This window comes from Streptomyces sp. NPDC111802 (assembly GCF_055634335.1).
Map to the genome: position 1 here is coordinate 37933 of NZ_JBVKCZ010000048.1, position 25103 is coordinate 63035.

A 25103-nucleotide genomic window follows, 5' to 3' on the forward strand; every position below is an offset into this window, starting at 1 on the left:
CGTCGGGGCGCCGCCGCGTGCCGTGGGGATGACGGCGGCGACAGCGCCGTACGGCGCCGGGACGTGTGATCTGCCGGGCGCGGGCCTGGAGGCCGCTGGAGAAACGCCGGGGCGGTCAGCGTCCGCCGAACAGCGAACGCCGGAGCCGGCGCAGCGGGGCGAAGAGCGAGACCCGGCGGACCCGCGCACCCCGGTCGCTGCGCTGCGCGGTGTCACGACTGGTCAGTTCGCGCATCAGCGAGGTCGCTTCGGCCGCCTCCGTCTGCGGCACGGCGGGACCCGCCAGCACCGAGAGATGGCGGTCGAGGCGCGAACTGGTCGCGCTGCTCCCGCAGGTGATCGCAGGGACCCTGGCCCTGCTGCGCACTGTTATCTGATCCATGTCACTCCCCACCCGTACGAGTCCACCCGGCCCGGGCAGGTTAACCCTATCTCCCCGGTGAGGCACTCGTGTATCGCGGTCACAGGATTCACCTTCCCCGTAAGGGTGTTGACGACCCGTTCCCGATTACTCTCCGAATCCAACCGATTTCAGGGCGAGTTGGACAACCGGCTGGCTGGTGGGCTGTGGTGACCCCCCGTCGGGCTCGACGGTCACAGCCAGTGACGTCGCCGACTTGTCGAGACCGGCCGCGACCAAGGGCGTGTCGCCGTCGAAAAGCCCGAGGGAGCGCGGTTGCACATCGGGGCGCATGAGCCAGAGCTGGTGCACCCGGCCGCCGGGCAGCTCGCCGTATCCGCTCAGAGTGACGACCGCACTCCCCGCCGATGCGGAGGCGACCACTCCGATCGTCCGGCCCTCCTTGTCCTCGCCGGTGCTCGCGCGGGCGTCGGGGGCCGCCAGAACGTTAGCGATCTCACTCGCCCGCGCCCGCTGGGCGTCCAACTGGTCCTGCGTCTTGTTCGCCTGGACGGCGAAGAGGGAGGCGACGACGAGGGCCGCGGCGGCCGTGGCCGTGGCGAACGGCGCGAACAAGGGGCGCTGCCTGGGCACACGGGTGCGCGGCGGCGGCTGGCTGCCCCACACATGTGGCGGCAACTGGGTGGCACGCGCGCGTGCCTGCTCCCGCCCGGCGGGCATCTGCGGAGTCGTCCGTACGGCGGCCAGGACCCGGTCGCGCATCGCGGCCGGCGGCGCGGCGGCCGTCGACCAGGCGAGGCGGACGGCGTCCTCGGACAGGGCACGCACCTCGGCCGCGCAGATGTCACAGGTCCTCAGGTGTTTCTCGAAGCGGAGCCGCTCACCGGGCTCCAGGGCGTCGAGGGCGTAGGGGGCGGCGAGGGAGTGCAGGTCCGCGCGGCGCAGCAGGCGGTCGACGAAGCTCACGCGACACCTCCCAGGCACTTGCGCAGCTGGGTGAGTCCGTCGCGCATCCGGGTCTTGACCGTGCCCAGCGGCAGCGAGAGCCGCTCGGCCACTTCACGGTACGTGTAGCCGTCGTAATAGGCGAGGGTGACCGACTGGCGCTGGAGGGCGGTGAGGCGTTCGAGACAGCGGCGCACCCACTCGCGTTCGAGGCCGGCCTCGACCTCCTCGGCGACGTGGTCGAAGGCGGGGTGGTTCGCGCGCAGGGCCTCGCGCTGCTCACGCTCGCCGGCCGCGCGGGCGCTGCGCACCCGGTCGACGGCGCGGCGGTGGGCGAGGGTGAGGATCCACGACAGGGCGCTGCCCCGGCCGGGGTCGAACTTCGCCGCGGACCGCCACAGTTCGAGCAGCACTTCCTGCGCCACCTCCTCCGACTGGGCGGGGTCGCGCACCACGCGCCGCACCAGCCCGTACACCGGGCCGGAGACCAGCGCGTACAGCTCCTCGAACGCCTTCTGGTCACCGCCCGCCACGAGCACCAGCAGCTCGTCCGCCTCCAACTCGTCTCCCCCTCCCGCCAGACCGCATCTCGGCCGCCTTGTCCCACGAGGTATTCGCAACGAACACACCTCCGGATGGGGTTACGGATCAGCGGGGCGAAAACGCGGGTCGAGCAGCCGCGAAATTTGTTTTCGAGATCGACCAATCCGGCCCGCCCCCGGCTCCGAATCCCGGTGCGTCAGGCAAGTTGGCACTGAGGACGGACGGCATGACACCTATTTCCAGGAGCGGAGCGGGACGCAAGGGCCTCGCGACCCTCGTTTGTGGAGCGCTGGCCGCCGGGGGGCTCGTAGCCGCCGGTATGACCGCGCTGGAACCGGGGGCGGCCTCCGCCTCCAGCCACCGGGAGGCCCCGCTGATCTCGGGGACCCCGCAGTACGACAACACGGACGTGTACGCGTTCGTCAGCCCGGACAAGCCGGACACGACGACGGTCGTCGCCAACTGGATCCCGTTCGAGGAGCCGGCCGGCGGACCGAACTTCTTCACGTTCGCCGAGGACGCCCAGTACGACATCCACATCGACAACAACGGTGACGCGCAGGGCGACCTGCTCTACCGCTTCACCTTCGACACGCACGTCAAGAACAAGAAGACGTTCCTGTACAACACCGGCCCGGTCGAGAGCCTGGACGACCCGGACCTCAACATCACGCAGACGTACGACATCGAGCTGCTGAAGCTGAAGGACCAGCACCTGGTGTCGAAGACGAAGATCGCCAACGATGTGCCGGTGGCGCCGTCGAACGTCGGCAAGGCATCGATGCCGGACTACTCCAAGCTGCGCGACCAGGCCGTTCACGAGGTCCACGGCGGCACGACCACGTTCGCCGGCCAGGCCGACGATCCCTTCTTCCTCGACCTGCGGGTCTTCGACCTGCTCTACGGCGGGAACCTCTCCGAGGTCGGCAACGACACGCTCAAGGGCTACAACGTCAACTCCATAGCCCTCCAGGTCCCGAACCACATGCTCGCCGAGTCGGCGGACCAGCCGATCGTCGGCATCTGGTCGACGACCCAGCGCCAGAACGCCAAGGGCTACTACGAGCAGGTCTCGCGCCTGGGCAGCCCGCTGGTCAACGAGGTCGTCAACCCGCTCAAGGACAAGGACAAGTTCAACGCGTCCTCGCCGTGGGACGACGCGAAGTTCCTGAAGAACGTCACCAACCCCGAGCTGCCCAAGCTCATCGAGGCGATCTACAAGATCCCGGCGCCCGACGAGCCGCGCAACGACCTGGTCGATGTCTTCCTCAAGGGCGTCAAGGGCCTCAACCAGCCGCCGCACGTCACAGCGTCTGAAATGCTGCGCCTGAACACCTCGATCAAGCCGGCGGCAGAGCCCAAGCGGCTCGGCGTCCTCGACGGCGACAACGCGGGCTTCCCGAACGGCCGTCGCCTCACCGACGACGTGATCGACGCCTCCCTCCAGGTCGTCGAGGGTGAGCTGCTGGGCGCCAAGAACGACCTCGGCGACGCGGTCGACAAGAACGACAAGGACTTCGAGAAGTCCTTCCCGTACGTCGCCCTGCCGACCGAGGGTTCGCGCGGCCCGCTCGCCAAGGGCACCAGCGGCGACACCGACGTCCGCAGCCAGATCGGCGACGCCCTCCAGCCGGCCGGCGCCTCCGGCGGCACGGACGACATGACCCTGATCGCCGGGTCCGCGGGCGCCGGCGCGCTCGGAATCCTGCTGATCGGCGGTGCCCTGATGTGGTGGCGCCGGATGCGGGACCGGGCGTACTGAGGCCAGGCCCCTCCCCCACCGACTGGCGCGGCCCGCGAAGTACTCATCCCCCACGGCGCGGGCCGCGCCGCATGCGACAACGACCGTTCCTGAAGTCTTGATCGAGGAGAGGGCATGGCCCCGCGTACGAACGACAGCGCACCGGAGAACGAGGAGCACGGGAAGGCGCTTGGTGCGGATGCCGCTGCCGCGGGGAGCGGGGAGCGTGTTGCGGCGGTACGGCGCGTGCGTGGCTTCGGGCGACGCGCAATCTCAGCCCGTCCGGCGTTCGAGGATGAGGACGAGGCCCGTTCAGGGCCGACGGGGGTCCAGGGGGCGGAGCCCCCTGGCGGGGGCGGGGAAACCGCCGAGCACCGCATCGCGGTCGTACGCCGCGCCGCCGCGGCGGCACGCCGTCGCCGCGCCCTGCATCTCGCCGGCTGTGCCGCCCTGTTGGCCGTCGCGTTCACCGCCGGCTCCATAGCCCTCGGCGCGGCACGCGACCACACGGGCCAGAGCGTCGCCCCCGCCTCCGCGGCCGTCTCCCCGGGCCTGCTCGCCACCGGCGACCTGGACACCGGCATCGCCTCCCTGCAGTCCCACCTCCGCGACCAGCCAAGGGACTTCAGCGGCTGGGCGACCCTGGGCCTCGCCTACATCGAACAGGCCCGCACCAAGGGCGACCCCTCCCGCTACCCCCAGGCCGAGCAGGCCTTCGAGCGATCGCTCGCCCTGCACGCGGACAACGACCAGGCCCTCGCCGGCCGCGCCGCCCTCGCCGCCGCCCGGCACGACTTCGAGGACGCCCTGAAGTACGCCGACCAGGCACTCAAGGTGAACCCGTACAGCGAACGCGCCCTGTGCACCCGCGTCGACGCCCTCGTCGAACTCGGCCGCTACGCCGACGCCTCCAAGGCCGCCGACACCGCCGACGACCGCCGCCCGGGCATCCCGGTCTTCACCCGTTACGCGTACGTGCACGAGCTGCGCGGCGACGTCCGGACCGCGGAGCGCGTGCTGGAACAGGCGCTCTCCTCCGCCGTCTCCCCCGGCGACATCGCCTACGTCGCCACCCAGCTCGGCCAACTCGCCTGGAACCAGGGCGACTACGACACCGCTCTCACCCACTACGCCCGAGCCCTCGCGGCCGACGAGAACTACGTCCCGGCGCTCGAAGGCCGCGCCCGCGCGCAGGCCGCGGGCGGCGACAGGACGGGCGCGCTCAAGGGACTGCGGGACGTCGTCTCCCGCTACCCCCTCCCCGGCCCGCTCGTCGAACTCGGCGAGCTGTACGCGTCAGCGGGCGACGAGGTGAAGGCCGACGACCAGTACGCCCTCGTCGACGCCTGGACGGCCCTCGCGCGGGCCAACGGCGTCAACGCCGACCTCGACACGGCCCTCGCGGCCGCCGACCACGGCGACAAGGCCTCCGCCCTGCGCGCGGCCCGCGCCGAGTGGGAGCGCCGCCACACCGTGCACACCGCGGACGCCCTCGCCTGGGCGCTGCACGTCAACGGCAAGGACGAGGAAGCCCTGCCCTACGCCCGCCAGGCCACGGCCACCGGCTACCGCAGCGCCGCGTTCCTCTACCACCGCGGGATCATCGAGCGTGCCACCGGCCGCGCCGAGGACGCCCGCGAGCATCTGCAGGCCGCGCTGAAGCTGAACCCCGGCTTCTCACCGCTGGGCGCCCGGGAAGCCCGTACGGCACTGAAGGACCTGGAGGCGGCCAAGTGAGCCCTCGTCGTCTGTTCGCCTCCGGTGCCGCCGTCCTCACGGCGGCCTGCTCGCTCGCGCTGTTCGCCTCCCCTCCCGCGAGCGCGCACCCCCTCGGCAACTTCACCGTCAACCGCTACGACGGCCTGGTCGCCGCTCCTGGCGAGTTGCGCGTCCACCATGTCGAGGACCTCGCCGAGATCCCCGCGACGCAGGCCGGGCCGGACATCGAGAAGGCCGGCATCACGGGATGGGCCCGGCAGCGTTGCGCGGACGCCGCGCGGGGCAGCGAGGTCACCGTGGACGGCCGCACGGTCGAGCTGACGCCGATCAGCAGCCACGCGCGCGTGCGGCCCGGTCAGGCGGGGCTCGACACGCTCCGAGTGGAGTGCCGGCTGACGGCACCGCTTCCCGAGGACGCCACGGTCACTCTGGGCTTCCGTGGCGCGGGCGCGCAGTCCGGCCCCGGCTGGCGGGAGATCACGGCGCGCGGCGACCGTATGACGCTCACCGACTCGGACGTACCGAAAGACTCGGTCTCCGGCGAACTGACCACGTACCCGAAGGAGCTGCTCTCCTCCCCGGCCGACACCAGGGCCGCGTCGCTGCGCGTACGCCCGGGCGGCCCCGCCCTCGCCGAGTCGGCGGAGCGGGACGCACCCGCCTCCTCCGTGCTGCCGCGCGGCGCCGACCGCTGGACGCGTGCCCTGGACGGCCTGGTCGCCCGGCACGACCTCACCGTCGGCTTCGCCGCGCTCGCCCTGGTCATCGCGATCTTCCTGGGCGCGATGCACGCGCTCGCCCCCGGCCACGGCAAGACGATCATGGCCGCGGTCGCGACGGCACGTGGCGGCCGGGCACGCCTGAAGGACGTCATGCCCCTGGCCGCCTCGGTGACGATCACCCACACCCTGGGCGTGGTCACCCTCGGTCTGCTGGTCACGGCCGGGTCCGCGGCGGCGCCCTCGGTGATCACCTGGCTGGGCATCGCGAGCGGCGCCCTGGTGATCGCGGCGGGCGCGACACTCGTACGCCGGGCGTGGCAGATCCGCAGGCACGGATACGGGCACGGGCACACCCACGACGACCACACCCATCCCCATCCCCACCCCCACGACCACACCTCCAACACTGACCACGCCTACGAGCGCCAGCCGGTCCTGGTCGCCGCCCACACCCACACCGCGACGGAAGCCTCCGCACCCGCACCCGCAAACCACCACGACCACCACGACCATCACGACCACACCCACACGCACCCCCACACACATGGCGTGCTCACACACACCCACGGCGGCTTCACCCACACCCACCCCACCGCCCCCACCCTCCGCGGCACGATCCTCCTCGGCTTCGCGGGCGGGCTCGTGCCCAGCCCCTCGGCGGTCGTCGTGCTCGTCGGCGCGGCGGCGCTCGGCAAGGCCTGGTTCGGGCTGCTGCTCGTCGTGGCGTACGGCGTCGGGCTCGCCCTGACCCTGACCGCGGCCGGGTTCGCGGTCGTCAAGCTGGGTACCGGAGTCACACGAGTACTGGACAAACGCCCCCGCTGGACCGCGCACCCGTTCACGACCTTCCTGCGCAGGACAGCTCCACTGGCATCCGCGCTCCTGGTCGTGCTGCTCGGGGCCGGATTGGTGTTCCAGGGGGCGGCATCCGTACTCGGCTGAGCTACTTTGGGGAAGAAATCACACGGAGTGGAGATTTCGCACGGATGCGAATGGGGGACGCCCGTGTCCGAAGAACACAGCAGTGAACGTCTCATCGCGGGCCGCTACCGCCTCCTGTCCCCGCTCGGCGAGGGCGGCATGGGCACCGTGTGGCGGGCCCGCGACGAGGTGCTGCACCGCGAGGTCGCGGTCAAGGAGGTACGCGCGCCGCACGGGCTCCCGGCCCCGGAGGTCGAGCGGATGTACGCCCGGCTGGAGCGCGAGGCGTGGGCGGCGGCGCGGGTCGCCAACCGCAATGTCGTCACGGTGTACGACGTGGCCACGCAGGACGGCCGGCCCTGGATCGTGATGGAGCTGGTCCGCGGCATCTCGCTGGCCGAGCTGCTGGACGCCGAGGGCCCGCTGAGCCCGCAGCGCGCCGCCCACATCGGCGCCGAGGTGCTGTCCGCGCTGCGGGCCGCGCACGACGCCGGGGTGCTGCACCGGGACGTGAAGCCGGCCAACGTGCTGCTGTCGAACGAAGGCCGGGTCGTGCTGACCGACTTCGGTATCGCGATGGTCGAGGGCAGCTCCGCGCTGACGATGACCGGCGAGGTCATCGGCTCCCCCGAGTTCCTCGCCCCGGAGCGTGCGCTGGGCCGCACCCCCGGCCCGGAGTCCGACCTGTGGTCCCTCGGCGTGCTCCTGTACGCGGCGGTGGAGGGCAACTCCCCGTTCCGTCAGGACACCCCGCTCAGCACGCTCCGAGCGATCGTCGACGACGAACTGCCCCCGCCGCACCGGGCCGGTCCGCTCACCCCCGTCATCGAGGGGCTGTTGCGCAAGGACCCGGCCGAGCGGTTGCCGGCCGACCGGGCGGAGCAGGACCTGCGGATCGTCGGCGCCGGAGGGACGGTGCGCGCGGACACCGTGCGGGGGGCTGCCCCGACCGTCGCGGCGTTCCCGTCGCCTACCGGGCCGACGGCCCCGGTCCCCTCGCCCGCGCCGACCCGGCCCGTCGGCCCGCCCGCCTCGACCACGACCCCCGACCGCCCCGACCGCAACCGCCGCGCCGCCCTCACCCTGATCGCGGGCATCGCGGTCCTCGCACTGGCCGTGGCGGGACTGACGTACGCCCTGCTCAACCGCGACGACGGCGGCGACAAGGCGGGCGGCGGGAGCACGACCACTCAGGAGGGCGGCGGGACTTCGCCCACGAAGAACACGGAGACCGAGGACGAGAACACCTCCGGCGCGGGCGAGAGCCCGCAACCGAGTCCGAGCCGTACCAGCGCTCCGGCGCCGCAGTCCGTGCGGGTGGCACTGACGGGCTCGAATCTGGAGTACGCCGGGCCCTGTCCGCCGCCGAGCGGTGACGCGCCCGCCTTCACGGCGGCGTTCACGGTGGGGCGGTTGCCGGCGGAGGTCACCTATCGCTGGGTGTCCAAGGACGGTGACGTGATGGATCAGGGCTGGAAGACCCTGTCGTTCCCGGAGGGCGGGGAACGGACCAAGCAGGACCGGGCGTTCGTGACGACGTACGACGACAGTGGGACGTTCGAGAACGAGATCAGTGTCGAGGTGCGCGACCCGGTGAAGACGAAGTCCGAGTCGGTGCCGTTCTCGGTCACCTGTGAGACGGAGACCCCGACGGGCGGGGTCTCGCAGGCGCCTACCGAGTCGCCGAGCGCGTAGCGCCCGGCGAAGCACCGGACGTTCAGGCCGCGCTGTTCAGCACCGGCAGATAACCACCCGACTGGCCCGCGGCCGTCGGGTGGTACGACTCGGGGATGTTGAGCCAGTTCACGGCGTGCATCCACGAGCTGCCGGAGCAGATCTCGTGCCCGGTGAAGGGGGGTCGCACGTCGGCGAAGGTGAAGCCGTGGTCCAGGGCGCGCTTCTCGGTAGCGGCGTCGATGTGGTCGGCGGCGTCGTTGAGCGCCCTGCGCTTGGTCTCGGACAGCCCGAGGCACCCGGACGCGCCCAGCTTGTAGAAGCGGGGGTAGCCGAGCACGACCACATGGGCGGACGGGGCCTTGGCCCGGATGGCCGAGTAGACGGTGTCGAGCCGGCCGGGCAGCGTCGAGTCGACGAACGCCTTGGCGGTGTTGATGCGTGCGACGCAGGCGCTGTCGGACTGGAGCACACAGGTCGTCATGATGTCGGCGAAGCCCGCGTCGTTGCCGCCGATGGAGATCGACACCAGTGCGGTGGCGGAGCTGAGCGGGCCGAGCTGACTGGCGGTCACATCACCCGTTTGAGCGCCCGAGCAAGCCGTGAAGTCGAACGACGAGGGTGAGTTGGCGGCGGCCCACAGGTACGGGTACGCCTTCGTGCTGCGCTTGCAGTCGCCGCTGGAGCTGATGTAGCTGCCCGCGCCGAGGCCCGAGGAGTAGGAGTCGCCGAGCGCCACGTACCCGCCGGTGGCGGCGGTGTCGGCGGCCTGCGCGGTGGCGGCCCCGGTGAGGGCGGTGCCGACGGCGAGGAGGAGTGAGGCGACGTATACGGAAAGTCGGGAACGTCTCATGGAACCTCCCTATAGCAGGATCTCTGCCTTAACCGTCGTACCAACTACGCGTGTTGACGGGAAGTGTCCATGCCAAGACTTTTCCGCTTATCACGGCCTGCAACCTATGAGCGCCCCATGAGTTTGATTTCGCGTCCATGACAAGCTTGTTGACAGACCGTCAACTCTCTTGTCGGTCACCCGTGCACCACAGATCCTTTACTTCGGCTTTGGAACGGGAACGCGACGTTCCGGGCTGTGCGCGCGACCACGCGTGCACCCCCCACATGTGCGCGCACCACATGCGCACCGCCTAGAGGAGGACTCCCTCGTAATGGCACAACTGCGTAGCAAGAAGCTCCGGTTCGCCGCGATAACCAGCCTGGCGGCCGCCACCCTCGTCGGCGGACTCACCTCCCTCCCCGCCCACGCAGCCCCCGCCGAGGGCAAGGTCCTGGCCGCCGGCTCCCCCACGGCGATCAAGGACAGCTACATCGTCACGCTGAAGAAGAGCGCCGGCCTCAAGGCGTCCTCGGCCGCCGGCAAGGACCTGGTCGAGGAGCACGGCGGCAAGGTGAACAAGACCTTCACCAAAGCGCTGAACGGCTATACCGCCACCCTCTCCGCGACCGAGGCGAAGAGACTCGCCGCCGACCCCGCGGTGGCCTCCGTCGAGCAGAACCAGCGCGTTCGGATGGACGCCACGCAGTCCAGCGCCCCGTGGGGCCTGGACCGCATCGACCAGACCTCGCTTCCGCTTTCCGGCACCTACACCTACCCGGACACCGCGGGCAGCGGCGTGACCGTGTACGTCATCGACACCGGCGTTCGCATCACCCACCAGGACATCAGCGGCCGTGCCGGCTACGGCTACGACGCGGTCGACGGCGACACCACCGCCTCCGACGGCAACGGCCACGGCACCCACGTGGCCACCACGATCGCGGGCTCGACCTACGGCGTCGCCAAGAAGGCGAACATCGTGGCGGTGCGCGTGCTCGACAACGCGGGCTCCGGCACCACCGCGGGTGTGATCGCGGGCATCGACTGGGTGACCAACAACCACTCCGGTCCCTCGGTCGCCAACATGTCCCTCGGCGGCGGCGCCTCCACCTCGCTGGACACGGCGGTCCGCAACTCCATCTCCAGCGGCGTGACCTACGCCATCGCGGCCGGCAACAGCAGCGCCAACGCCTCCTCGTACTCCCCGGCCCGGGTCACCGAGGCCATCACCGTCGGCGCCACCACCAGCTCCGACGCCCGGGCCAGCTACTCCAACTACGGCTCGGTCCTGGACATCTTCGCGCCCGGCTCCTCGATCACGGCGGGCTGGAACACCAGCGACACCGCGACGAACACCATCTCCGGTACGTCGATGGCCACCCCGCACGTCGCCGGTGCGGCCGCCGTCTATCTGGCGAGCCACACCTCGGCCACCCCGGCCGCGGTCGCCTCGGCCCTGACCTCCGGCGCCACCACGAACGCGGTCACCAGCCCCGGCAGCGGCTCCCCGAACCGGCTGCTGAAGCTGGTTCCGTGACCCACCCCCGCACCACCTGAACCACCGGTCCCCGCAGGCCCCACTCCTGCGGGGACCACATGCGCTCGTGCCGGATACGAACAGATGTCAAGAGGCCGTTCGCATCTTGACGGCCGACGCGGCGCTGAGCCACATTGAAGCCCGGCATCCGGCGCTTCGGGGGGCAAAGTCGCCAATGCAGACCTTACGTATCAAGACAGCTTCATCCAGAGCCGGGACTCAGGACGGCGAGCGTGCGCGACCAGGTCCGGGGAGGGACCTGACGCCGCTGCTCGCGGGTGCCGCGACGGCTGTGGGGGTCATCGGCGCGGTCCTCGCGCTCGTCGACTCGGGCTCGCCACTGCGCGGCCCCTTCACGCTCTTCTTCCTGCTCGCGGCGCCGGCCGGGGCCATCGCCGCCGCGCTGCGCGGGCTGGAACCCTTCGGCCGGACCGTGGCCGCGGTCGCGGGAGCGGTCGTCGTCAACATGCTGGTGACCCAGGGCATGCTGGCCGTGCACCGGTGGTCGGTACGCGGCGGGATCGTGGCCGTGACCGCGATCAGCGCCCTCATTCTCCTGCTGGTTCTGCTGCGGCGGCTGCGCGGCGGTACGACGCGAAGGCGGACTGACTGACGTGGACATCAGCGTGTACCGCCCCGGGGAGCTCAGCTCCGCCGACCGGGCGGCGTGGACATCGATGCAGTCCAAGGCCCATCTCCAGGGCTCAGCCGAGCTCGGCAACCCCTTCCTGTCGCCCGAGTTCGCGCTCGCCGTCGGCCGCTGCCGGCGCGGGGTGCGGATCGCGGTCGTACGGGAGGGCGGCGAGCCGGCCGCGTTCTTCCCGTTCCAGCGAACGGCGTCGGGCGTCGGGCGGGCCATCGGACTCGGCGTCTCGGACGCCCAGGGCGTGGTGCACCGGCCCGGATTCGCCTGGGACGCCCGGGAGCTGCTGAAGGCGTGCGGGCTCGCCGTATGGGAGTTCGACCACCTGGTGGAGGGCCAGGTGGCCTTCGGGGCGGACGCCTCCGGCGCATACCCGTCCCCGGTCATGGACGTCGACCAGGGGTACGAGGCGTATCTGGCCCAACTGCGCGAACGTTCACCGAAGTTCACCCGGACGACGCTCGCCAAGGAGCGCAAGCTGGGGCGGGATCACGACGGGGTGCGGTATGTGCACGACGAGCGTGATCCGGCCGCGCTGCGCACGCTGATGGACTGGAAGTCGGCGCAGTACCGCAGGACCGGGCGCAGCGACCGCTTCGCGCACGCGTGGATCACCCTGCTCGTGGAGCAGCTGTTCCACACCCGCTCCGAGCCGTTCGCGGGGATCCTGTCGGTGCTGTACGCGGACGGCAAGCCGATCGCCGCGCACTTCGGACTGCGCACCGAACGGGTGCTGGCCTGCTGGTTCCCGGCGTACGACCCGGCGTTCTCGAAGTACTCGCCGGGCCTGGTGCTGCATCTGCGGATGGCCGAGGCGGCCGCCGCCGACGGTATCGCGTATCTCGATCTCGGCCGGGGCCAGAAGGAGTACAAGGACTCCCTGAAGACACGTGAGCTGACGGTGTCGGAGGGGTGGGTGACCAGGCGTCATCCGGTCGCGTTCGGACACCGGGCACGCCGTGCGCCGTTCCGGGCGCTGCGCAACACCGTGCAGACACGGCCGGAGCTCTTCGAACCGGCGGACCGGCTCCTCAAGCGCATGGGGAAGATCCGCTCGGGGCGCAGCTAACTCCGGTCAAACCCAACAAAAACGTGAGGGCTCGTTCCAGCTCTTGCCATACAGGCTCAATCATCAATACCGTCGTACATCTCACCCGCATCGGACTGTCGGTAAGCGGCTCTAGGGGAGGGCTCAAGGACCGCGACGGTTCCGGGGTGGGGCGCGGTAGGGGGGTGCTCGGTGAAGGTGTCCGCACTTGTGACCGGGTCGTGCCGCGCGACCGGCTGCCGCTCTTCGACGGCCGGCCAGACATGCCAGCTCACCACACGTGTACGGAGATCCGTTCCTCCGTGCCGTGAGTGAGAAGAACCCCCCTTTCGAACCGGACACATAGCCGGGCCGCCCAGGGGCGGGCGGTCCACCGGACGAGAGGGACCTGACTCATGAGTTCTGTGCTGCACCCGGCCGTCGCGGACCAAGATCCGTCACCGGCCGGCAAGTACCGGCCCGTCTCCACCCACCTGGCCATCGCGCCGCCGGTGAGCGTGGTGATCCCGGCCATGAACGAGGCGGAGAACCTTCCGTACGTCTTCAAGACACTGCCGGACTGGATACACGAAGTGGTCCTGGTGGACGGCAACTCCACCGACGACACCGTCGAGGTGGCCCGTGAGCTGTGGCCCGACGTGAAGGTCGTGCGCCAGCGCGGCAAGGGCAAGGGGGATGCCCTGATCACCGGGTTCGAGGCGGCCACCGGCGACATCATCGTGATGGTCGACGCGGACGGCTCGGCCGACGGCAACGAGATCCTTTCGTATGTCTCCGCCCTGCTCTCGGGAGCGGACTTCGCCAAGGGTTCCCGCTTCGCCAACGGCGGCGGCACCGACGACATGACGCCGATCCGCAAGCTGGGCAACTGGGCGCTGTGCACGGCCGTCAACCGTAAGTTCGGCGCCCGCTACACCGACCTGTGCTACGGCTACAACGCGTTCTGGCGGCACTGCCTGGACAAGATCGACCTGGACTGCACCGGCTTCGAGGTGGAGACCCTGATGAACATCCGGGTCGTCAAGGCGGGGCTGAAGGTGCAGGAGATACCCAGCCACGAGTACCTCCGTATCCACGGCACGAGCAATCTGCGGGCCGTGCGGGACGGGCTGAGGGTGCTCAAGGTGATCCTGAAGGAGCGCTCCAACCGGCGTGCCCTGCGCCGCCGCACCGCCGCGGCGCACTCCCCGATGCTCGACTCGGTCCACTCGGTGCGGGGAGAGGTGTCTTGAGCGGTCCCGACATCTCCGTCGTGATCTGCGTGTACACCGAGGACCGCTGGGAGGACATCCTCGCGGCGGTCTCCTCGGTGCGGGCGCAGTCGTATCCGGCCCTGGAGACGCTGCTGGTCGTCGACCACAACGAGGCGCTCCTGGACCGGCTGACCAAGGAGTACAAGGAAGCGACCGATGTGCGGGTGTTCGCCAACGCGGGCCCCCGCGGCCTGTCCGCCGGCCGCAACACCGGCATCGCCGCCTCGTACGGCGAGGTGATCGCGTTCCTCGACGACGACGCCGTGGCCGAGCGGGACTGGCTGAGGCACTTCGCGGCCGGGTACGCCGATCCGCGCGTCATGGCCGTCGGCGGGCGCACGGAGCCGATCTGGGCGTCGGGACGGCGACCGGACTGGTTCCCGGAGGAGTTCGACTGGGTGGTCGGCTGCACCTACCGGGGCCTGCCGCGCGGCCGCGTCAAGGTGCGCAACGTCCTCGGCGGCAACGCCTCCTTCCGGCGTACGGCCTTCGACTTCGCGGGCGGCTTCGCCACCGGCATCGGACGCGACGGCGACCGGCTGCCGCTGGGCTGCGAGGAGACGGAGCTGTGCATCCGCCTGACCCGGGCCAAACCCGACGCGGTCCTGCTGATCGACGACCGAGCGGTGATCCACCACCGGGTGCCGAAGGCGCGCGAGCACTTCGGGTACTTCCGCACGCGCACCTACGCCGAGGGGCTGTCGAAGGCGCTCGTGGCCCGAAGTGTGGGTGCCGACAAGGGACTTGAGTCCGAGCGCCGGTACACCACCCGGGTCCTGCCGGCCGGGGTGGTGCGCGGGCTCCGGGACGCGGTGCTGGCCCGGCCGGGCGGTGCGGGGCGGGCCGGGGCGATCGTCGCCGGGGTGCTGACGGCGGCTCGTGGGTACGTCGTGGGGAGTGTCCGAGCGCGCCGGGGTGACGTTACGTACTCGCTGGCGGGGATCGAAGGGCAAGCGGGCACGGAGGGGGAACCGGGCATCAAGGGGGGAACGGGATGACCGACGCGCGGGTGCCGATCCTGATGTACCACGCCGTCTCCACCTCGCCGAACGATGCCACCCGCGAACTGTCGGTGGCGCCGGAGGCGTTCGCGGAGCAGATGGCGCTGATCGGCGACCTCGGTCTCACGCCCGTGCGGACCGCCGACCTCGCGGCACGCTGGCGGTCCGGCAGACCGCTGCCCGAGCGGCCGGTGCTGATCACCTTCGACGACGGCTATGAGGGCGTGCACCGGCACGCGCTGCCCGTGCTCGCCAAGCACGGCTTCGCGGCCACCGTGTTCGTCTCCACGGGCTGGCTGAAGGGCCCGCACGACATGGGCGGCGGCCTGGACACCATGCTCGACTGGGACCAGGTCCGCGAACTCGCCGAGGCGGACGTCGAGATCGGCGGCCACAGCCACACACATCCGCAGCTCGACCAGCTCCCGGACGGCAGGCTGCGCACCGAGCTGATCCTCAGCAAGGAGATCATCTCGGACCGGCTCGGCACCGTCCCGGCCTCGTTCGCCTACCCGTACGGCTACTCCAGCCGCCGGGTGCGCGACGCGGTGCGCGAGACGGGGTACGCCCAGGCGCTCGCCGTCAACAACGGCCTCGCACGGCGCCGGCAGGGGCCGTACGCCCTCACCCGGCTCACCGTGCGCCGCACCACCGGCATCGAGGAGTTCGGGCGGATGGTCGAGGGCCGTGCCATCGCCCGCGCCTTCGCCAGGGACCGCGCCCTCACCAAGGGGTACGCCGTGGTCCGCAGAGCCCGACAGGTCCGCCGGAAGGCCATCAGTTCCCGTGTCTGACACGACGACCACGACCGAGCCCGCATCCACCGACGCGCCGGCGCCCGAGCAGTCGGGGCGCCGGCTTCGCCTGCCCGGCATGGGCAGGTCCTCCGGCGGCAGCCAGCTGTTCCGCAACGCCTACGCCCTGATGATCAACACCGGCGTCTCCGCCGTGCTGGGGCTGGGTTTCTGGCTGGCCGCCGCCCGCTACTACTCCGAGTCCGCGGTCGGCCAGGGATCCGCCGCGATCGCCGCGATGAAGTTCCTCGCGGGTCTGACCGCGGTGACGCTGACAGGCGCGCTGGCCCGCTTCATCCCGGTGGCGGGACGCAGCAGCGGCCGGCTCATCTTCCGGACGTACGCGGGCAGTTGTGTGATCGTGGCGCTGGCCGCGGGCGTCTTCCTGCTGACGCTGGATCTGTGGGGGCCGTCGTACCGGTTCCTGAGCGGGCCACGGGGCGGGCTCTTCTTCGTCGTGGCCGTCATCGCCTGGAACCTGCTCACCCTTCAGGACGGCGTGCTGACCGGGCTGCGCAGCGCGGTGTGGGTGCCGGTCGGCAACACCGTGTTCTCGGCGGTGAAGCTGGGGCTGCTGGTGGCCTTCGCCGTGGCGATCCCCACCGCCGGGGTCTTCGTCTCCTGGGTCGCGGCCATCGCGGTGTCGGTGCTGCCGCTGGGCTGGCTGGTGTTCCGGCGTCTGGTGCCGCGCCATGTGGAGGCGACCGCTGACCGCACCAGCCCGCCGTCCCTGAAGGAGATCGGCAGGTTCCTCGCGGGCGACTACACCGGCTCGCTGTTCTCGCTTGCCGTGGTCTATCTCATCCCGGTGATCGTGGCCGCGCGGGTGTCCGCCGAGGACAACGCGTACTTCTACATCACGGCCACGATCGGCGGCACGGTCAATCTGCTCGCCATCAACATGGGCGCCTCCCTCACGGTCGAGGGCTCGCACGACCCGAGGCGGCTGGCCGCCAACACCCGGGCCGCGCTGAAGCGCATGGCGCGGATCATGGTGCCGGTCTCCGCGATCCTGTTCTTCGGGGCGCCGTGGATCCTGGGCGTCTTCGGCACGGGCTACGCGGACGCGGCCACCCCGCTGCTGCGCTGGTTCGCGCTCGGCGCGCTGCTGCGGGTCGTCATGGAGACGTACTTCGCGGTCCTTCGCGCGCAGAGCCGTACCGCCGGACTGGCATGGCTGCAGGGCCTGTTGTGCACCCTGGTGCTCGGTCTGACGCTGCTGCTGCTCCCCCGGATGGGCCTGACCGGCGCCGGCGTCGCCGAGATCGCCGCTCTCTCGGTGATCGTCGCCATCGCCGCGCCCAAGCTGTACAGGACCGTGCGGGCGACGTCGGCCGAGGTGCCCGAGGACGCGGCCCCCGACGGTGACCTCGCCGATCTGGGGGCGCGTGAGGTGCCCGAGGGGGCGCGCAGGCGGGGGCCCGCCTGGGCGCTCGACACCGACACCCTCGCGCTCGGCATCCATGTCGACTTCGACCACCTGGAGCGGCGACCCGACGTCCGCCCGGGACCGGGCACACCGCCCACCGGCACCCCGCGGGTCCACCCGGAGCACCGCCCGACCTGGGCGCGCACGCCCGAGGTGGGGCTGCCGGTGGAGGAGAGGGAGCCCGGCTCGGAGGCGTCGACGGGGCCCGCCGAGGTGGACGCGCCGTTCGAGGCGGAGTTCGACGCGGGCATGGGCGATGAGACCGCCGTACCGGAAGAACGCGAAGAGGCTGCCGTACGGCAGGAGTCCGCCGTACCGGAAGAGCCGCCCATGCGCGAAGACGAGCCGTCCGTACGACAGGCCGACGCGCCCGCGCTCACCTGGCGCGAGCGGCTGCTGCCGACCCGTCTCGGGGTGATCCTCGGCTGTCTGCTGATCGCCGCGCTGCTGCTGTACTGGGTGCCCGCGCTGCGGCTCGGCGAGAGCGACCTGGACGGCATGGGCGGGCTCGGGCTGATCTCGGTGCTGCCGCCGCCGACGCTGCTCGGGGCCGGACTGCTGGCGGTGACGTTCGCCTCGCTGCTCTGGCTGGGGCGCGAGCACAGGGCGCTGCTGCTGGTCACGCTGCTCGCCACGGTCGTGTCGCTGCACGCCCTGCCCGCGCTGATCGAGACCGAGCCGCGGTTCGCGACGGCCTGGCAGCACCTCGGCTTCCTCGACCACATCGACCGCACCGGGTCCGCCGTGCCCGATCTGGACGCGCGCTGGAGCTGGCCGGGCTTCTTCGCGGTGGCCGCGTTCGTCGCGCAGGCCTGCGGGGTCACCGACCTCACCGGGATCATCCGCTGGTGGCCGCTGGCCATGCAACTGCTGTACCTGGTCCCGATGTTCCTGCTGGTGCGGTCGATGCGGGCGAGCTGGCGGGCCCAGTGGACCGGCATCTGGGTCTTCGTGCTCAGCGGCTGGGTCGGCCAGGACTACTTCTCGCCGCAGGGCTTCACCTATCTGCTGTACCTCGCCTTCGCGGCGATCCTGCTGGTCTGGTTCCGCGCGCCGGGCGTGATCTGGACGAAGCGGCGGCCCGGCGAGGTCGAGGTCGAGCCGACGGACCGGCGGCAGCGGGCCGTGCTGCTGATGGTGGTGACCGGGCTGTTCGCGGCGAGTGTCCCGGCCCACCAGCTCACGCCGTTCGTGATGCTGGGCGTGCTGACGGCGCTGGTCCTGATCGGCAAGTCCGAACTGCGCGGCCTGCCCATCCTGTTCGGCGTCATGGTGACGGTCTGGATCGGCTTCATGGCCGAGCCGTACTGGTCCGGCCACTTCGACGAACTCTTCGGCGGGGTCGGCGGCGTCGGCTCCAATGTGACCTCGTCGGTGTCCGGTCGTATCGAAGGCGGCAGCTCCACCCACAAGCTCGTGCTGTACACGCGCGTGCTGCTGGCCGGCGGGGTGATGGCCTTCGCCTGCTGGGGCTGGTGGCGCCGGCGCTTCCACAACTACCGGGAGCGCTCGCTGCTCGTCCTCACCTTCGTGCCGTTCCTGGGCTTCGGCATGCAGTCGTACGGCGGTGAGATGGCCCTGCGGGTGTTCATGTTCGCCCTGCCCGGCGCGGCCCTGCTGACCGGCCTCGCCTTCTTCCCGCGCACCGGCGTCACGGCCAAGGAGCGCGACAAGGACCGGGTGAGTCTCGCCCCGCTGGCCGCGCTCATGGCGGGCCTGGTGCTCATGGGCGGGTTCCTCGTGGCGCGTTGGGGCAACGAGCCGTTCGAGCGAGTACGGCCCGGCGAGGTCGCCGCCATGGAGTACGTGTACGCCCATGACGATCCGAGCCTCAGGCTGCTGTGGCTGAGCAGCGACCCGGTGAACGATGTGACGCCGGCGATGCCGTGGGGTGCGCGGGACATGGAGAAGGTCTCGTACCTGCCGACGCAGGCGCCGGTCGACCCGGTGCTGGTGTCGGGCCTGGTGAAGGCGCTGAAGGACGCGGGCCCGAACTCGTATCTGATGATCAACCGGGGTCAGGTCACCTATCTCCGGCTGGACGTGGGCTACTCCGTGACCTGGGAGTCCCGGCTGATCCAGAACCTGGACAGGCGGCAGGAGCTGAAGAAGGTCTTCGGCAACGCCGACGTGACGATGTACGCGCTGCGCAAGCAGCCTGCGGGCGAGGTGCCGAAGGCCGATCCCGGGCCGATCGGACCGCAGGTGACCTGGACGCCGTGGTCGGTGGTCGGGGGGCTCGCGGCACTCGCGCTGATCGTGCTGCTGATGGCCCGCGAGATCGTCCGGGTGGCGCTGGCGCCGAGCGTGCGGCAGCTGCGCTGGCTGCAGAGCAGCTTCTGGTTCTCGCTGCCGCTGCTGGCGGTGCTGCTGGCCTCGTTGGTGCAGCGGTTCCTGACGATCAAATAGGCGTCGTGAATAGGGGGCGTGAAATAGGGGGCGTGACGGTCAGGTGGCTCAGCGTTTGAGCCACCTGACCTCGTAGGCCTGGAGTTCGACCTTCTCGCCGTCGATCTCCGCGTCGATCTGCCGGTCTCGGGTGTTCACGGCCAGGACCACACTGTCGGTGGCCAGGACCCGGACGTCGGGCTTGTCCACGGACACCGACCTGTACCCGGTCCCCGGCCGGAACTCCTTGCTGAACCGCGCGACCAGGTCGTACATCGGCAGCTTCGCGCCGCCGCCCGCCTTGTCGGTCGGCGTCCACAGACAGCCGGGGCAGTCGCTGCCCTTCTCCTTCTCCGGGTTCCAGTAGAAGGCGGAGGTGGCGCCGCCCTCGGCCAGCGCCATCATCCCGGCGGCCTGCACGGCGACTCGGCGGGCCTCGGACCAGCCCCTGCGCTCGTCGTGGCCGTCGGCGGGCTCGACGTAGTACTCGGCCCACCACAGCGGCAGGTCGCCGGTCTGCTTGCGAACCCATCGGCTCACGGCCGTGAACTTGTCGGTGGCCGTGAACTCGTCGGGCAGGAGCTCGTCGTCCCGGGTGTAGCTGGAGCCGTCCACCACGACGAAGTCGGCGCCGGTCCTGTGCTCGTTCCAGTACTCGAAGGCGTCGACGATGCGCTGGTCCAGCGCGCCCCAGGAGCCCTTCAGAGCCGTCGAGGCCTCCTCCGCGCGCGGGTCGACGCTGTCCATCACGAGGTACGGCCCGCCGACCATGATCTCCGGGTTGACCTTCTTCAACGCCTTGTAGACGAGGTTGTAGAGCTTGGTGTAGCCCTCGTGGTCCCAGCGGGCCTCGGCGTCGTTCCAGAAGCCCTTGAACTCGTTCCAGACGATGAAGTGGCGTACGTCCGGGTAGCGCTTGGCGACGGTCACGGCGAGCGCGGCGAAGTCGTCGAAGTGCTCGGGGTCGGGCGCCGTCTCCAGGGCGCCCTGGCTCCAGTCGGTGTTGTCGACGCCGGCCTCGCCGCCCTTCATCCAGTCGGGGGCGCAGCACAGGGTGACGACCGGAGTGCTGCCGGAGGCGCGGACGAAGTCGATCCGGCGGTCCATCGCCTCGAAGTCGTAACGCCCCCTGACCGGCTCGGGGTTGTCGGCGCCCCACCCCATGATGTGCTGGATCTGCGGCAGCCCGCCGGCGTCCGCGAGCCGTCCCTCGACCCGCTTGACGGCGGCGGAGGCGCCCTCGTCCGCGCTGTGCTCGGTGTGGGTGAAGCCCCAGCCCACCTCCGGATTCGTCGCGTCCGGTGTGGCGGTCGGGGTGCCGTGCGGCTTGTCGCCGTCCCGTGAGGTTCCGTCGGTGTTCACGCCGTTCCCCGGAAGCGTGTTGAGGAGGGTCACGACCAGCGCCAGAGCCGCCGCGCCCACACCGAGCAGCGCGGTGAGCCGCCACCGCCGCGCCCCCGAATTCCACCCATGACGTCCCATCAAGGACAACGGTAACGGGGGTGCCGGCCGCTGGGGCCGTTTCGGCGTTACCCGGTCCTGCCCGCATGGTGGAACAGGACGGACGGGAATACGGAGGAAGGATCGGACACAGCCACCACCGGGCGTTGTCGCACGGAAACGGGGTGCACACGGCGCTTTCGTGCCCGATCATGGCCGCATGTCTGCGAACCCACACGACGCTCTGCCGATCCGGCTCAACGTCGACGACAGCGACTCGCCGTCCGACGTCGTCGACGCGCTGTTCCTCGGCCGCTTCGCGACGGGCGAGCAGCCGTACTCGCACGCGGTGAACATCGACCGCGTACGGTCCGGGGCGACCCTCCTGCCGCCGGGTGCCCGGGTGCTGCGCACCGCCCGTGACGACGACCGCAGCGCGACGCTGGCCGAGGGCGACGGCTGGACCCTGCTGATCTCCCGCTGGAACCGGGGCGCCGACGTCACCGTGACCGCGACCAGTGAGGAACTGGCGGCGCGGGTGCTGGGCGAGGCGACGGACGGCGCGGCGGACGAGCCCGAGCCGCAGCCGGAGAACGTGACCATGGGCTTCTGGTACGTCTCCCCCAGGCGCGGCCCGCACCGCACCACCCGGCAGATCTCGGCGGGCACCTGGGACGAGGTGCGGACCAACTACACCGCGCCGGTGGCCGATGCGATGGACCGCCTGATGAAGACGACCCCGGAGGACATCGCGGGCCGTCTGCTCCTGCTGCACGGCCCGCCGGGCACCGGCAAGACATCGGCACTGCGCACGCTCGCCCGCTCGTGGCGGGACTGGTGCCAGGTGGACTGCGTGCTGGACCCGGAGCGGCTCTTCTCCGACGTCGGCTATCTGATGGACATCGCGATCGGCGAGGACGACTCGACGGGCAAGGGCCGCTGGCGGCTGCTGCTCCTGGAGGACTGCGACGAGCTGATCCGGGGCGAGGCGAAGCACACGGCGGGCCAGGCGCTGTCGCGGCTGCTGAACCTGACCGACGGCCTGCTGGGCCAGGGCCGCAACGTCCTGGTGGGCGTGACGACCAACGAGGACCTGGAACGCCTGCACCCCGCCGTCGTCCGCCCCGGCCGCTGTCTGGCCCGCATCGAGGTGGGGCCGCTGACGCGCCGGGAGGCGGTGAACTGGCTGGGCACGGACGAGGGCGTCGGCCGGGAGGGCGCCACGTTGGCGGAGCTGTACGCGCTGAAGCGGGGCACATCCCCGACGTCGGTGCCGGATCCGCGGGAGGGGGCGGACGCGGGGCTGTATCTGTAGCGGGGTGCTTTGATGGACGTATGACCCTGTTCGTCGGGACCTCGGGTTGGCAGTACCGGGACTGGCGGGACGTGTTGTACCCGCCGGACGTTCCCATGCGGCGGTGGCTGGAGGAGTACACGACGCACTTCGCCACGGTCGAGATCAACAACGCCTTCTACCGGCTGCCGACGCGGGAGAACTTCGAGGCGTGGCGGGACCGGGTGCCGGCGGACTTCGTGGTCGCGGTGAAGGCGAGCCGCTATCTGACCCACATCAAGCGGCTGCGGGATCCCGAGGAGCCGGTGAACCGTCTGATGACCCACGCCGAGGGGCTGGGCGCCCGCCTCGGCCCGGTCCTGCTCCAGCTGCCCCCCACGCTGCGGGCGGACGCCGATCTGCTGGACGCCTGCCTGGCGTGCTTCCCGTCGCGTACGCGCGTCGCGGTCGAGCCCCGGCACGACAGCTGGTGGACGCGGGAGGTCCGTGAGGTCCTGGAGTCCCGGGGTGCCGCCCTGTGCTGGGCGGACGTCGAGTCCCGTCCAGCGACACCGCTGTGGCGCACCACCGACTGGGGCTACGTCCGCTTCCACGTGGGCCGCGCGCGGCGTTGGCCGCACTATGGCCGGCAGGCGCTGGACACCTGGGCCCGTCGCATCGCGGAGACCTGGCCGGACGACGAGGACGTGTACGCGTACTTCAACAACGATCCGACGGGGGCGGCGGTGGAGGACGCGGCGGTGTTCGGGACAGCGGCGACGTCGACGGGCCTGACCGTGACCCGCACCCCATGACCTCCGCGCCGTTCAGGACAACGCGCTACTTCCCGTAGGCCGCCCGCAGGGCATCGCGCACGGCCGTCAACGCGTCAGCCTCGGTCAGCCCCAGCCGACGGGCACGCTCGACGTAGGTCTGGGCGGCCGCCGCGAGCTCCCGTTCCGCCGCGGAGCCCGCCGCGGCCACGAACGTGCCGTTGCGCCCCCGTGTCTCGATCACCCCGTCGCCCTCCAGCGCCCGGTACGCCTTGGCGACGGTGTTGGCCGCCAGCCCCAGGGACTCGGCCAGTCCCCGCACGGTCGGCAGCCGGTAGCCCACCGGCAGCGCCCCCGACCGCGCCTGCTCCGAGATCTGCGCCCGCACCTGCTCGTACGGCGCGGCACTGTCGTCGATGTGGATCTTCAAGGTCACAGGCCGATTGTCCCGTACCCGCCGGAAAATGAGAGGCATACCCGCGCATCCACCCGTAGCGTGCGCCTTCATGACCGTGATCGTGCGCGACCTCCGCCTCGAAGTGCCCACCGACATCGAGCGCTTCGCCCACAGCCGCCATCTCGCTCTCCCCTACGTCCTGTGGACAGCGGAAGGCATCACCCACCGCCAGGCCCACACCCACCCCGACGCCCACTACCGCTCGCTCGTCGCGGAGGAGGACGGCGAGACGATCGGCACGGCCCAGGTCGGCATCGCGTACGACAGCCCGGAGCCCGGCCAGGGCTACCTCAACATCTATGTGCGTCCGGACCGCACACGCCGCGGCGCCGGCGGGCTCCTGGTCCGCGCCGCCGAGGAGCACCTGAGCGCGCTGGGTGCGACGAAGCTGTTCTCCTGGGTCCTCGACGAGCCGGACAACCGTGCGTTCGCCGAGGGCCACGGCTATCGCGCGAGCCGCTCCGCCCACTTCCTGCGTCTGGACCTGGTGAACACCGCGCTGCCGCCGCTTCCGGACCTCCCGCCGGGTGTCGAGCTGCGCGCGGCCGCCGACTTCGCCGACGACCCGCGCCCCGTCTTCGAGCTGGACGCGGAGACGGCATCGGACGAACCGAGCGACGTCGGCGTCGAGTTCACGGACTACGAGGCCTGGATCGAGGAGACCTGGAAGCACCCGCTCCTCGACCGGGACCTGACCTCGGTCGCGGTCGTCGACGGCCGTCCCGTCGCGTTCAGCGTCGCCTACACGGACGGCACCGCCCGCTACTCCACGGCGATGACCGGCACCTCCCGCGCCTTCCGCGGCCGCGGCCTGGCCAAGCTCGCCAAGAACGACTCCCTGCACCGCGCCCGCGCCGCCGGCTACAAGGAGGCGTTCACCGGCAACGACGCCGACAATGAACCCATGTTGGCGATCAACAGGTGGTTCGGGTACGAGATCTGCGCTTCGGAGGTCCGCTATGTCCGCGAACTCGGCTGACCAGGGCGGACGCCCGCTGGACGTGGTCCTCGTCAAGGGCGGCCGTACGAAGATCCGTTACTCGGCCGAGCTGCTCGCCGACGACGGCACGCGCGTCGCCGTGCGGGCTCCCTGGTCCGGCGACGGCGTCCGCGACTTCGGCTTCGTCCGCTTCGAGCCGGGCGACGTCTTCACGGAGTACTACTGGCGCGACCGCTGGTACGCCGTGAAGGAGGTCCGCGACGCCACGGGCGCCCTCAAGGGCTGGTACTGCGACATCACCCGCCCGGCCACGGTGACCGGCACCGAGCTGGTCGTCGAGGACCTCGACCTGGACCTGTGGCGCTCCGCCGACGGCACGGACGTACGCCGCCTGGACGAGGACGAGTTCGCCGAGAGCGGCCTGGCGAAAACGGATCCCGAGGCGGCCGCCGCGGCGATGGCAGCCCTCGACGAGCTGGAGACGTTCGCCACCACCGAGGGCGGCCTGGAGTCGCTGCTGGCCTAGAGACGCTCCGCGTCACCACCCTCTCCGATCAGCACACCTGGGCGGTGGCCACCACGGCGTACCGCTCGTCGTCCACGGCCTTCCCCCACAGCGACTCATCGTCCGACAGACGCTCCACACGCACCTGCCCGACGAGCGGC

General features: G+C 71.1%; 21 protein-coding genes and 1 pseudogene. 15 read left to right on the plus strand and 7 right to left on the minus strand.

The genetic code is table 11. The features are described from left to right. Positions 1–115: 115 nt before the first annotated feature. The 3 genes from ACZ7NC_RS37250 to ACZ7NC_RS37260 all read right to left on the minus strand — a co-directional run bounded on the left by ACZ7NC_RS37250 (position 116) and on the right by ACZ7NC_RS37260 (position 1866). Entirely contained in the window at positions 116–382 is a 267-nt protein-coding gene (locus ACZ7NC_RS37250) for a hypothetical protein (protein WP_471495192.1), read from the minus strand. A 126-nt stretch (positions 383–508) separates the two neighbouring features. Continuing rightward, positions 509–1327 (minus strand): anti-sigma factor, encoded by an 819-nt coding sequence (locus tag ACZ7NC_RS37255; protein WP_471495194.1) that lies wholly within the window; start codon positions 1325–1327, stop codon positions 509–511. Next, entirely contained in the window at positions 1324–1866 is a 543-nt protein-coding gene (locus ACZ7NC_RS37260; protein WP_383418342.1) for a sigma-70 family RNA polymerase sigma factor, read from the minus strand. Before ACZ7NC_RS37260 ends, ACZ7NC_RS37255 begins: the two co-directional genes overlap by 4 nt. Before the next feature lie 209 nt (positions 1867–2075). On the opposite strand from ACZ7NC_RS37260, the gene ACZ7NC_RS37265 reads away from it, so the two are divergent. From ACZ7NC_RS37265 to ACZ7NC_RS37280, 4 genes are all read left to right on the plus strand, one after another. Further along, the gene (locus ACZ7NC_RS37265; protein WP_471495196.1) at positions 2076–3611 is read left to right on the plus strand and encodes a DUF4331 domain-containing protein; all 1536 of its coding nucleotides are present in this window, start codon (positions 2076–2078) and stop codon (positions 3609–3611) included. A 114-nt stretch (positions 3612–3725) separates the two neighbouring features. Continuing rightward, positions 3726–5327: a tetratricopeptide repeat protein gene (locus ACZ7NC_RS37270; RefSeq protein WP_471495198.1), complete on the plus strand. Its 1602-nt coding sequence runs from the start codon at positions 3726–3728 to the stop codon at positions 5325–5327. Beyond that, positions 5324–6973: a HoxN/HupN/NixA family nickel/cobalt transporter gene (locus ACZ7NC_RS37275; protein ID WP_471495200.1), complete on the plus strand. Its 1650-nt coding sequence runs from the start codon at positions 5324–5326 to the stop codon at positions 6971–6973. The genes ACZ7NC_RS37270 and ACZ7NC_RS37275 overlap by 4 nt, the downstream gene beginning before the upstream one ends. A 63-nt stretch (positions 6974–7036) precedes the next feature. Then, positions 7037–8647, plus strand: a complete 1611-nt coding sequence (locus ACZ7NC_RS37280; protein WP_471495202.1) for a serine/threonine-protein kinase — start codon at positions 7037–7039, stop codon at positions 8645–8647. A 22-nt stretch (positions 8648–8669) separates the two neighbouring features. On the opposite strand, the gene ACZ7NC_RS37285 is transcribed toward ACZ7NC_RS37280, so the two are convergent. Next, positions 8670–9479 carry an SGNH/GDSL hydrolase family protein gene (locus tag ACZ7NC_RS37285; protein WP_471495204.1) on the minus strand — a complete coding sequence of 270 codons (810 nt, stop codon included), beginning with the start codon at positions 9477–9479 and terminating at the stop codon, positions 8670–8672. Between the two features lie 313 nt (positions 9480–9792). On the opposite strand from ACZ7NC_RS37285, the gene ACZ7NC_RS37290 reads away from it, so the two are divergent. The 7 genes from ACZ7NC_RS37290 (at position 9793) to ACZ7NC_RS37320 (ending at position 19575) form a co-directional block, all read left to right on the plus strand. Then, complete coding sequence (locus ACZ7NC_RS37290; protein ID WP_471495206.1) at positions 9793–10998, plus strand: S8 family peptidase; 1206 nt, start codon at positions 9793–9795, stop codon at positions 10996–10998. A 292-nt stretch (positions 10999–11290) separates the two neighbouring features. Beyond that, complete coding sequence (locus ACZ7NC_RS37295; protein ID WP_471495208.1) at positions 11291–11611, plus strand: hypothetical protein; 321 nt, start codon at positions 11291–11293, stop codon at positions 11609–11611. Position 11612: 1 nt separating this feature from the next. Next, positions 11613–12710, plus strand: coding sequence for a GNAT family N-acetyltransferase (locus tag ACZ7NC_RS37300; protein WP_471495210.1), 1098 nt, complete (start codon positions 11613–11615; stop codon positions 12708–12710). A gap of 374 nt (positions 12711–13084) precedes the next feature. After that, positions 13085–13921, plus strand: a complete 837-nt coding sequence (locus ACZ7NC_RS37305) for a glycosyltransferase family 2 protein (RefSeq protein ID WP_471495212.1) — start codon at positions 13085–13087, stop codon at positions 13919–13921. Next, complete coding sequence (locus tag ACZ7NC_RS37310) at positions 13918–14940, plus strand: glycosyltransferase family 2 protein (RefSeq protein WP_471495214.1); 1023 nt, start codon at positions 13918–13920, stop codon at positions 14938–14940. The genes ACZ7NC_RS37305 and ACZ7NC_RS37310 overlap by 4 nt, the downstream gene beginning before the upstream one ends. Next, positions 14937–15737: a polysaccharide deacetylase family protein gene (locus ACZ7NC_RS37315; protein WP_471495216.1), complete on the plus strand. Its 801-nt coding sequence runs from the start codon at positions 14937–14939 to the stop codon at positions 15735–15737. Before ACZ7NC_RS37310 ends, ACZ7NC_RS37315 begins: the two co-directional genes overlap by 4 nt. After that, entirely contained in the window at positions 15730–19575 is a 3846-nt protein-coding gene (locus tag ACZ7NC_RS37320; RefSeq protein WP_471495218.1) for a lipopolysaccharide biosynthesis protein, read from the plus strand. The genes ACZ7NC_RS37315 and ACZ7NC_RS37320 overlap by 8 nt, the downstream gene beginning before the upstream one ends. A 48-nt stretch (positions 19576–19623) precedes the next feature. Here ACZ7NC_RS37320 and ACZ7NC_RS37325 read toward each other — a convergent pair whose 3' ends face one another. Further along, positions 19624–21036 carry a GH39 family glycosyl hydrolase gene (locus ACZ7NC_RS37325; protein ID WP_471495220.1) on the minus strand — a complete coding sequence of 471 codons (1413 nt, stop codon included), beginning with the start codon at positions 21034–21036 and terminating at the stop codon, positions 19624–19626. 178 nt (positions 21037–21214) lie between these two features. On the opposite strand from ACZ7NC_RS37325, the gene ACZ7NC_RS37330 reads away from it, so the two are divergent. Together ACZ7NC_RS37330 and ACZ7NC_RS37335 are read left to right on the plus strand one after the other, a co-directional pair. Further along, positions 21215–22309 carry a DUF5925 domain-containing protein gene (locus ACZ7NC_RS37330; protein WP_471495222.1) on the plus strand — a complete coding sequence of 365 codons (1095 nt, stop codon included), beginning with the start codon at positions 21215–21217 and terminating at the stop codon, positions 22307–22309. Positions 22310–22329: 20 nt separating this feature from the next. Next, positions 22330–23082 (plus strand): DUF72 domain-containing protein, encoded by a 753-nt coding sequence (locus ACZ7NC_RS37335; RefSeq protein ID WP_471495224.1) that lies wholly within the window; start codon positions 22330–22332, stop codon positions 23080–23082. Between the two features lie 25 nt (positions 23083–23107). Here the strand turns inward: ACZ7NC_RS37335 and ACZ7NC_RS37340 are convergent, their stop codons facing one another. Further along, on the minus strand, positions 23108–23476 hold the full coding sequence (locus ACZ7NC_RS37340; RefSeq protein ID WP_471495226.1) for a GntR family transcriptional regulator: 369 nt from the start codon (positions 23474–23476) through the stop codon (positions 23108–23110). Positions 23477–23546: 70 nt separating this feature from the next. Between ACZ7NC_RS37340 and ACZ7NC_RS37345 the strand changes: the two genes are divergently transcribed. After that, positions 23547–24476, plus strand: a complete 930-nt coding sequence (locus tag ACZ7NC_RS37345) for a GNAT family N-acetyltransferase (RefSeq protein WP_471495228.1) — start codon at positions 23547–23549, stop codon at positions 24474–24476. Beyond that, positions 24457–24963: a ribonuclease FAU-1 family protein gene (locus ACZ7NC_RS37350; protein WP_471495230.1), complete on the plus strand. Its 507-nt coding sequence runs from the start codon at positions 24457–24459 to the stop codon at positions 24961–24963. The genes ACZ7NC_RS37345 and ACZ7NC_RS37350 overlap by 20 nt, the downstream gene beginning before the upstream one ends. A gap of 28 nt (positions 24964–24991) precedes the next feature. On the opposite strand, the pseudogene ACZ7NC_RS37355 reads toward ACZ7NC_RS37350, so the two are convergent. Then, positions 24992–25103, minus strand: a pseudogene (locus ACZ7NC_RS37355) (SAM-dependent methyltransferase); the annotation flags it as partial.

Coding starts and splice junctions, on each gene's coding strand:
- ACZ7NC_RS37250 (WP_471495192.1), bottom strand. CDS start 382: ATGGATCAGATAACAGTGCGCAGCAGGGCCAGGGTCCCTGCGATCACC.
- ACZ7NC_RS37265 (WP_471495196.1), top strand. CDS start 2,076: ATGACACCTATTTCCAGGAGCGGAGCGGGACGCAAGGGCCTCGCGACC.
- ACZ7NC_RS37270 (WP_471495198.1), top strand. CDS start 3,726: ATGGCCCCGCGTACGAACGACAGCGCACCGGAGAACGAGGAGCACGGG.
- ACZ7NC_RS37285 (WP_471495204.1), bottom strand. CDS start 9,479: ATGAGACGTTCCCGACTTTCCGTATACGTCGCCTCACTCCTCCTCGCC.
- ACZ7NC_RS37290 (WP_471495206.1), top strand. CDS start 9,793: ATGGCACAACTGCGTAGCAAGAAGCTCCGGTTCGCCGCGATAACCAGC.
- ACZ7NC_RS37305 (WP_471495212.1), top strand. CDS start 13,085: ATGAGTTCTGTGCTGCACCCGGCCGTCGCGGACCAAGATCCGTCACCG.
- ACZ7NC_RS37315 (WP_471495216.1), top strand. CDS start 14,937: ATGACCGACGCGCGGGTGCCGATCCTGATGTACCACGCCGTCTCCACC.
- ACZ7NC_RS37325 (WP_471495220.1), bottom strand. CDS start 21,036: ATGGGACGTCATGGGTGGAATTCGGGGGCGCGGCGGTGGCGGCTCACC.
- ACZ7NC_RS37330 (WP_471495222.1), top strand. CDS start 21,215: ATGTCTGCGAACCCACACGACGCTCTGCCGATCCGGCTCAACGTCGAC.
- ACZ7NC_RS37335 (WP_471495224.1), top strand. CDS start 22,330: ATGACCCTGTTCGTCGGGACCTCGGGTTGGCAGTACCGGGACTGGCGG.
- ACZ7NC_RS37345 (WP_471495228.1), top strand. CDS start 23,547: ATGACCGTGATCGTGCGCGACCTCCGCCTCGAAGTGCCCACCGACATC.
- ACZ7NC_RS37350 (WP_471495230.1), top strand. CDS start 24,457: ATGTCCGCGAACTCGGCTGACCAGGGCGGACGCCCGCTGGACGTGGTC.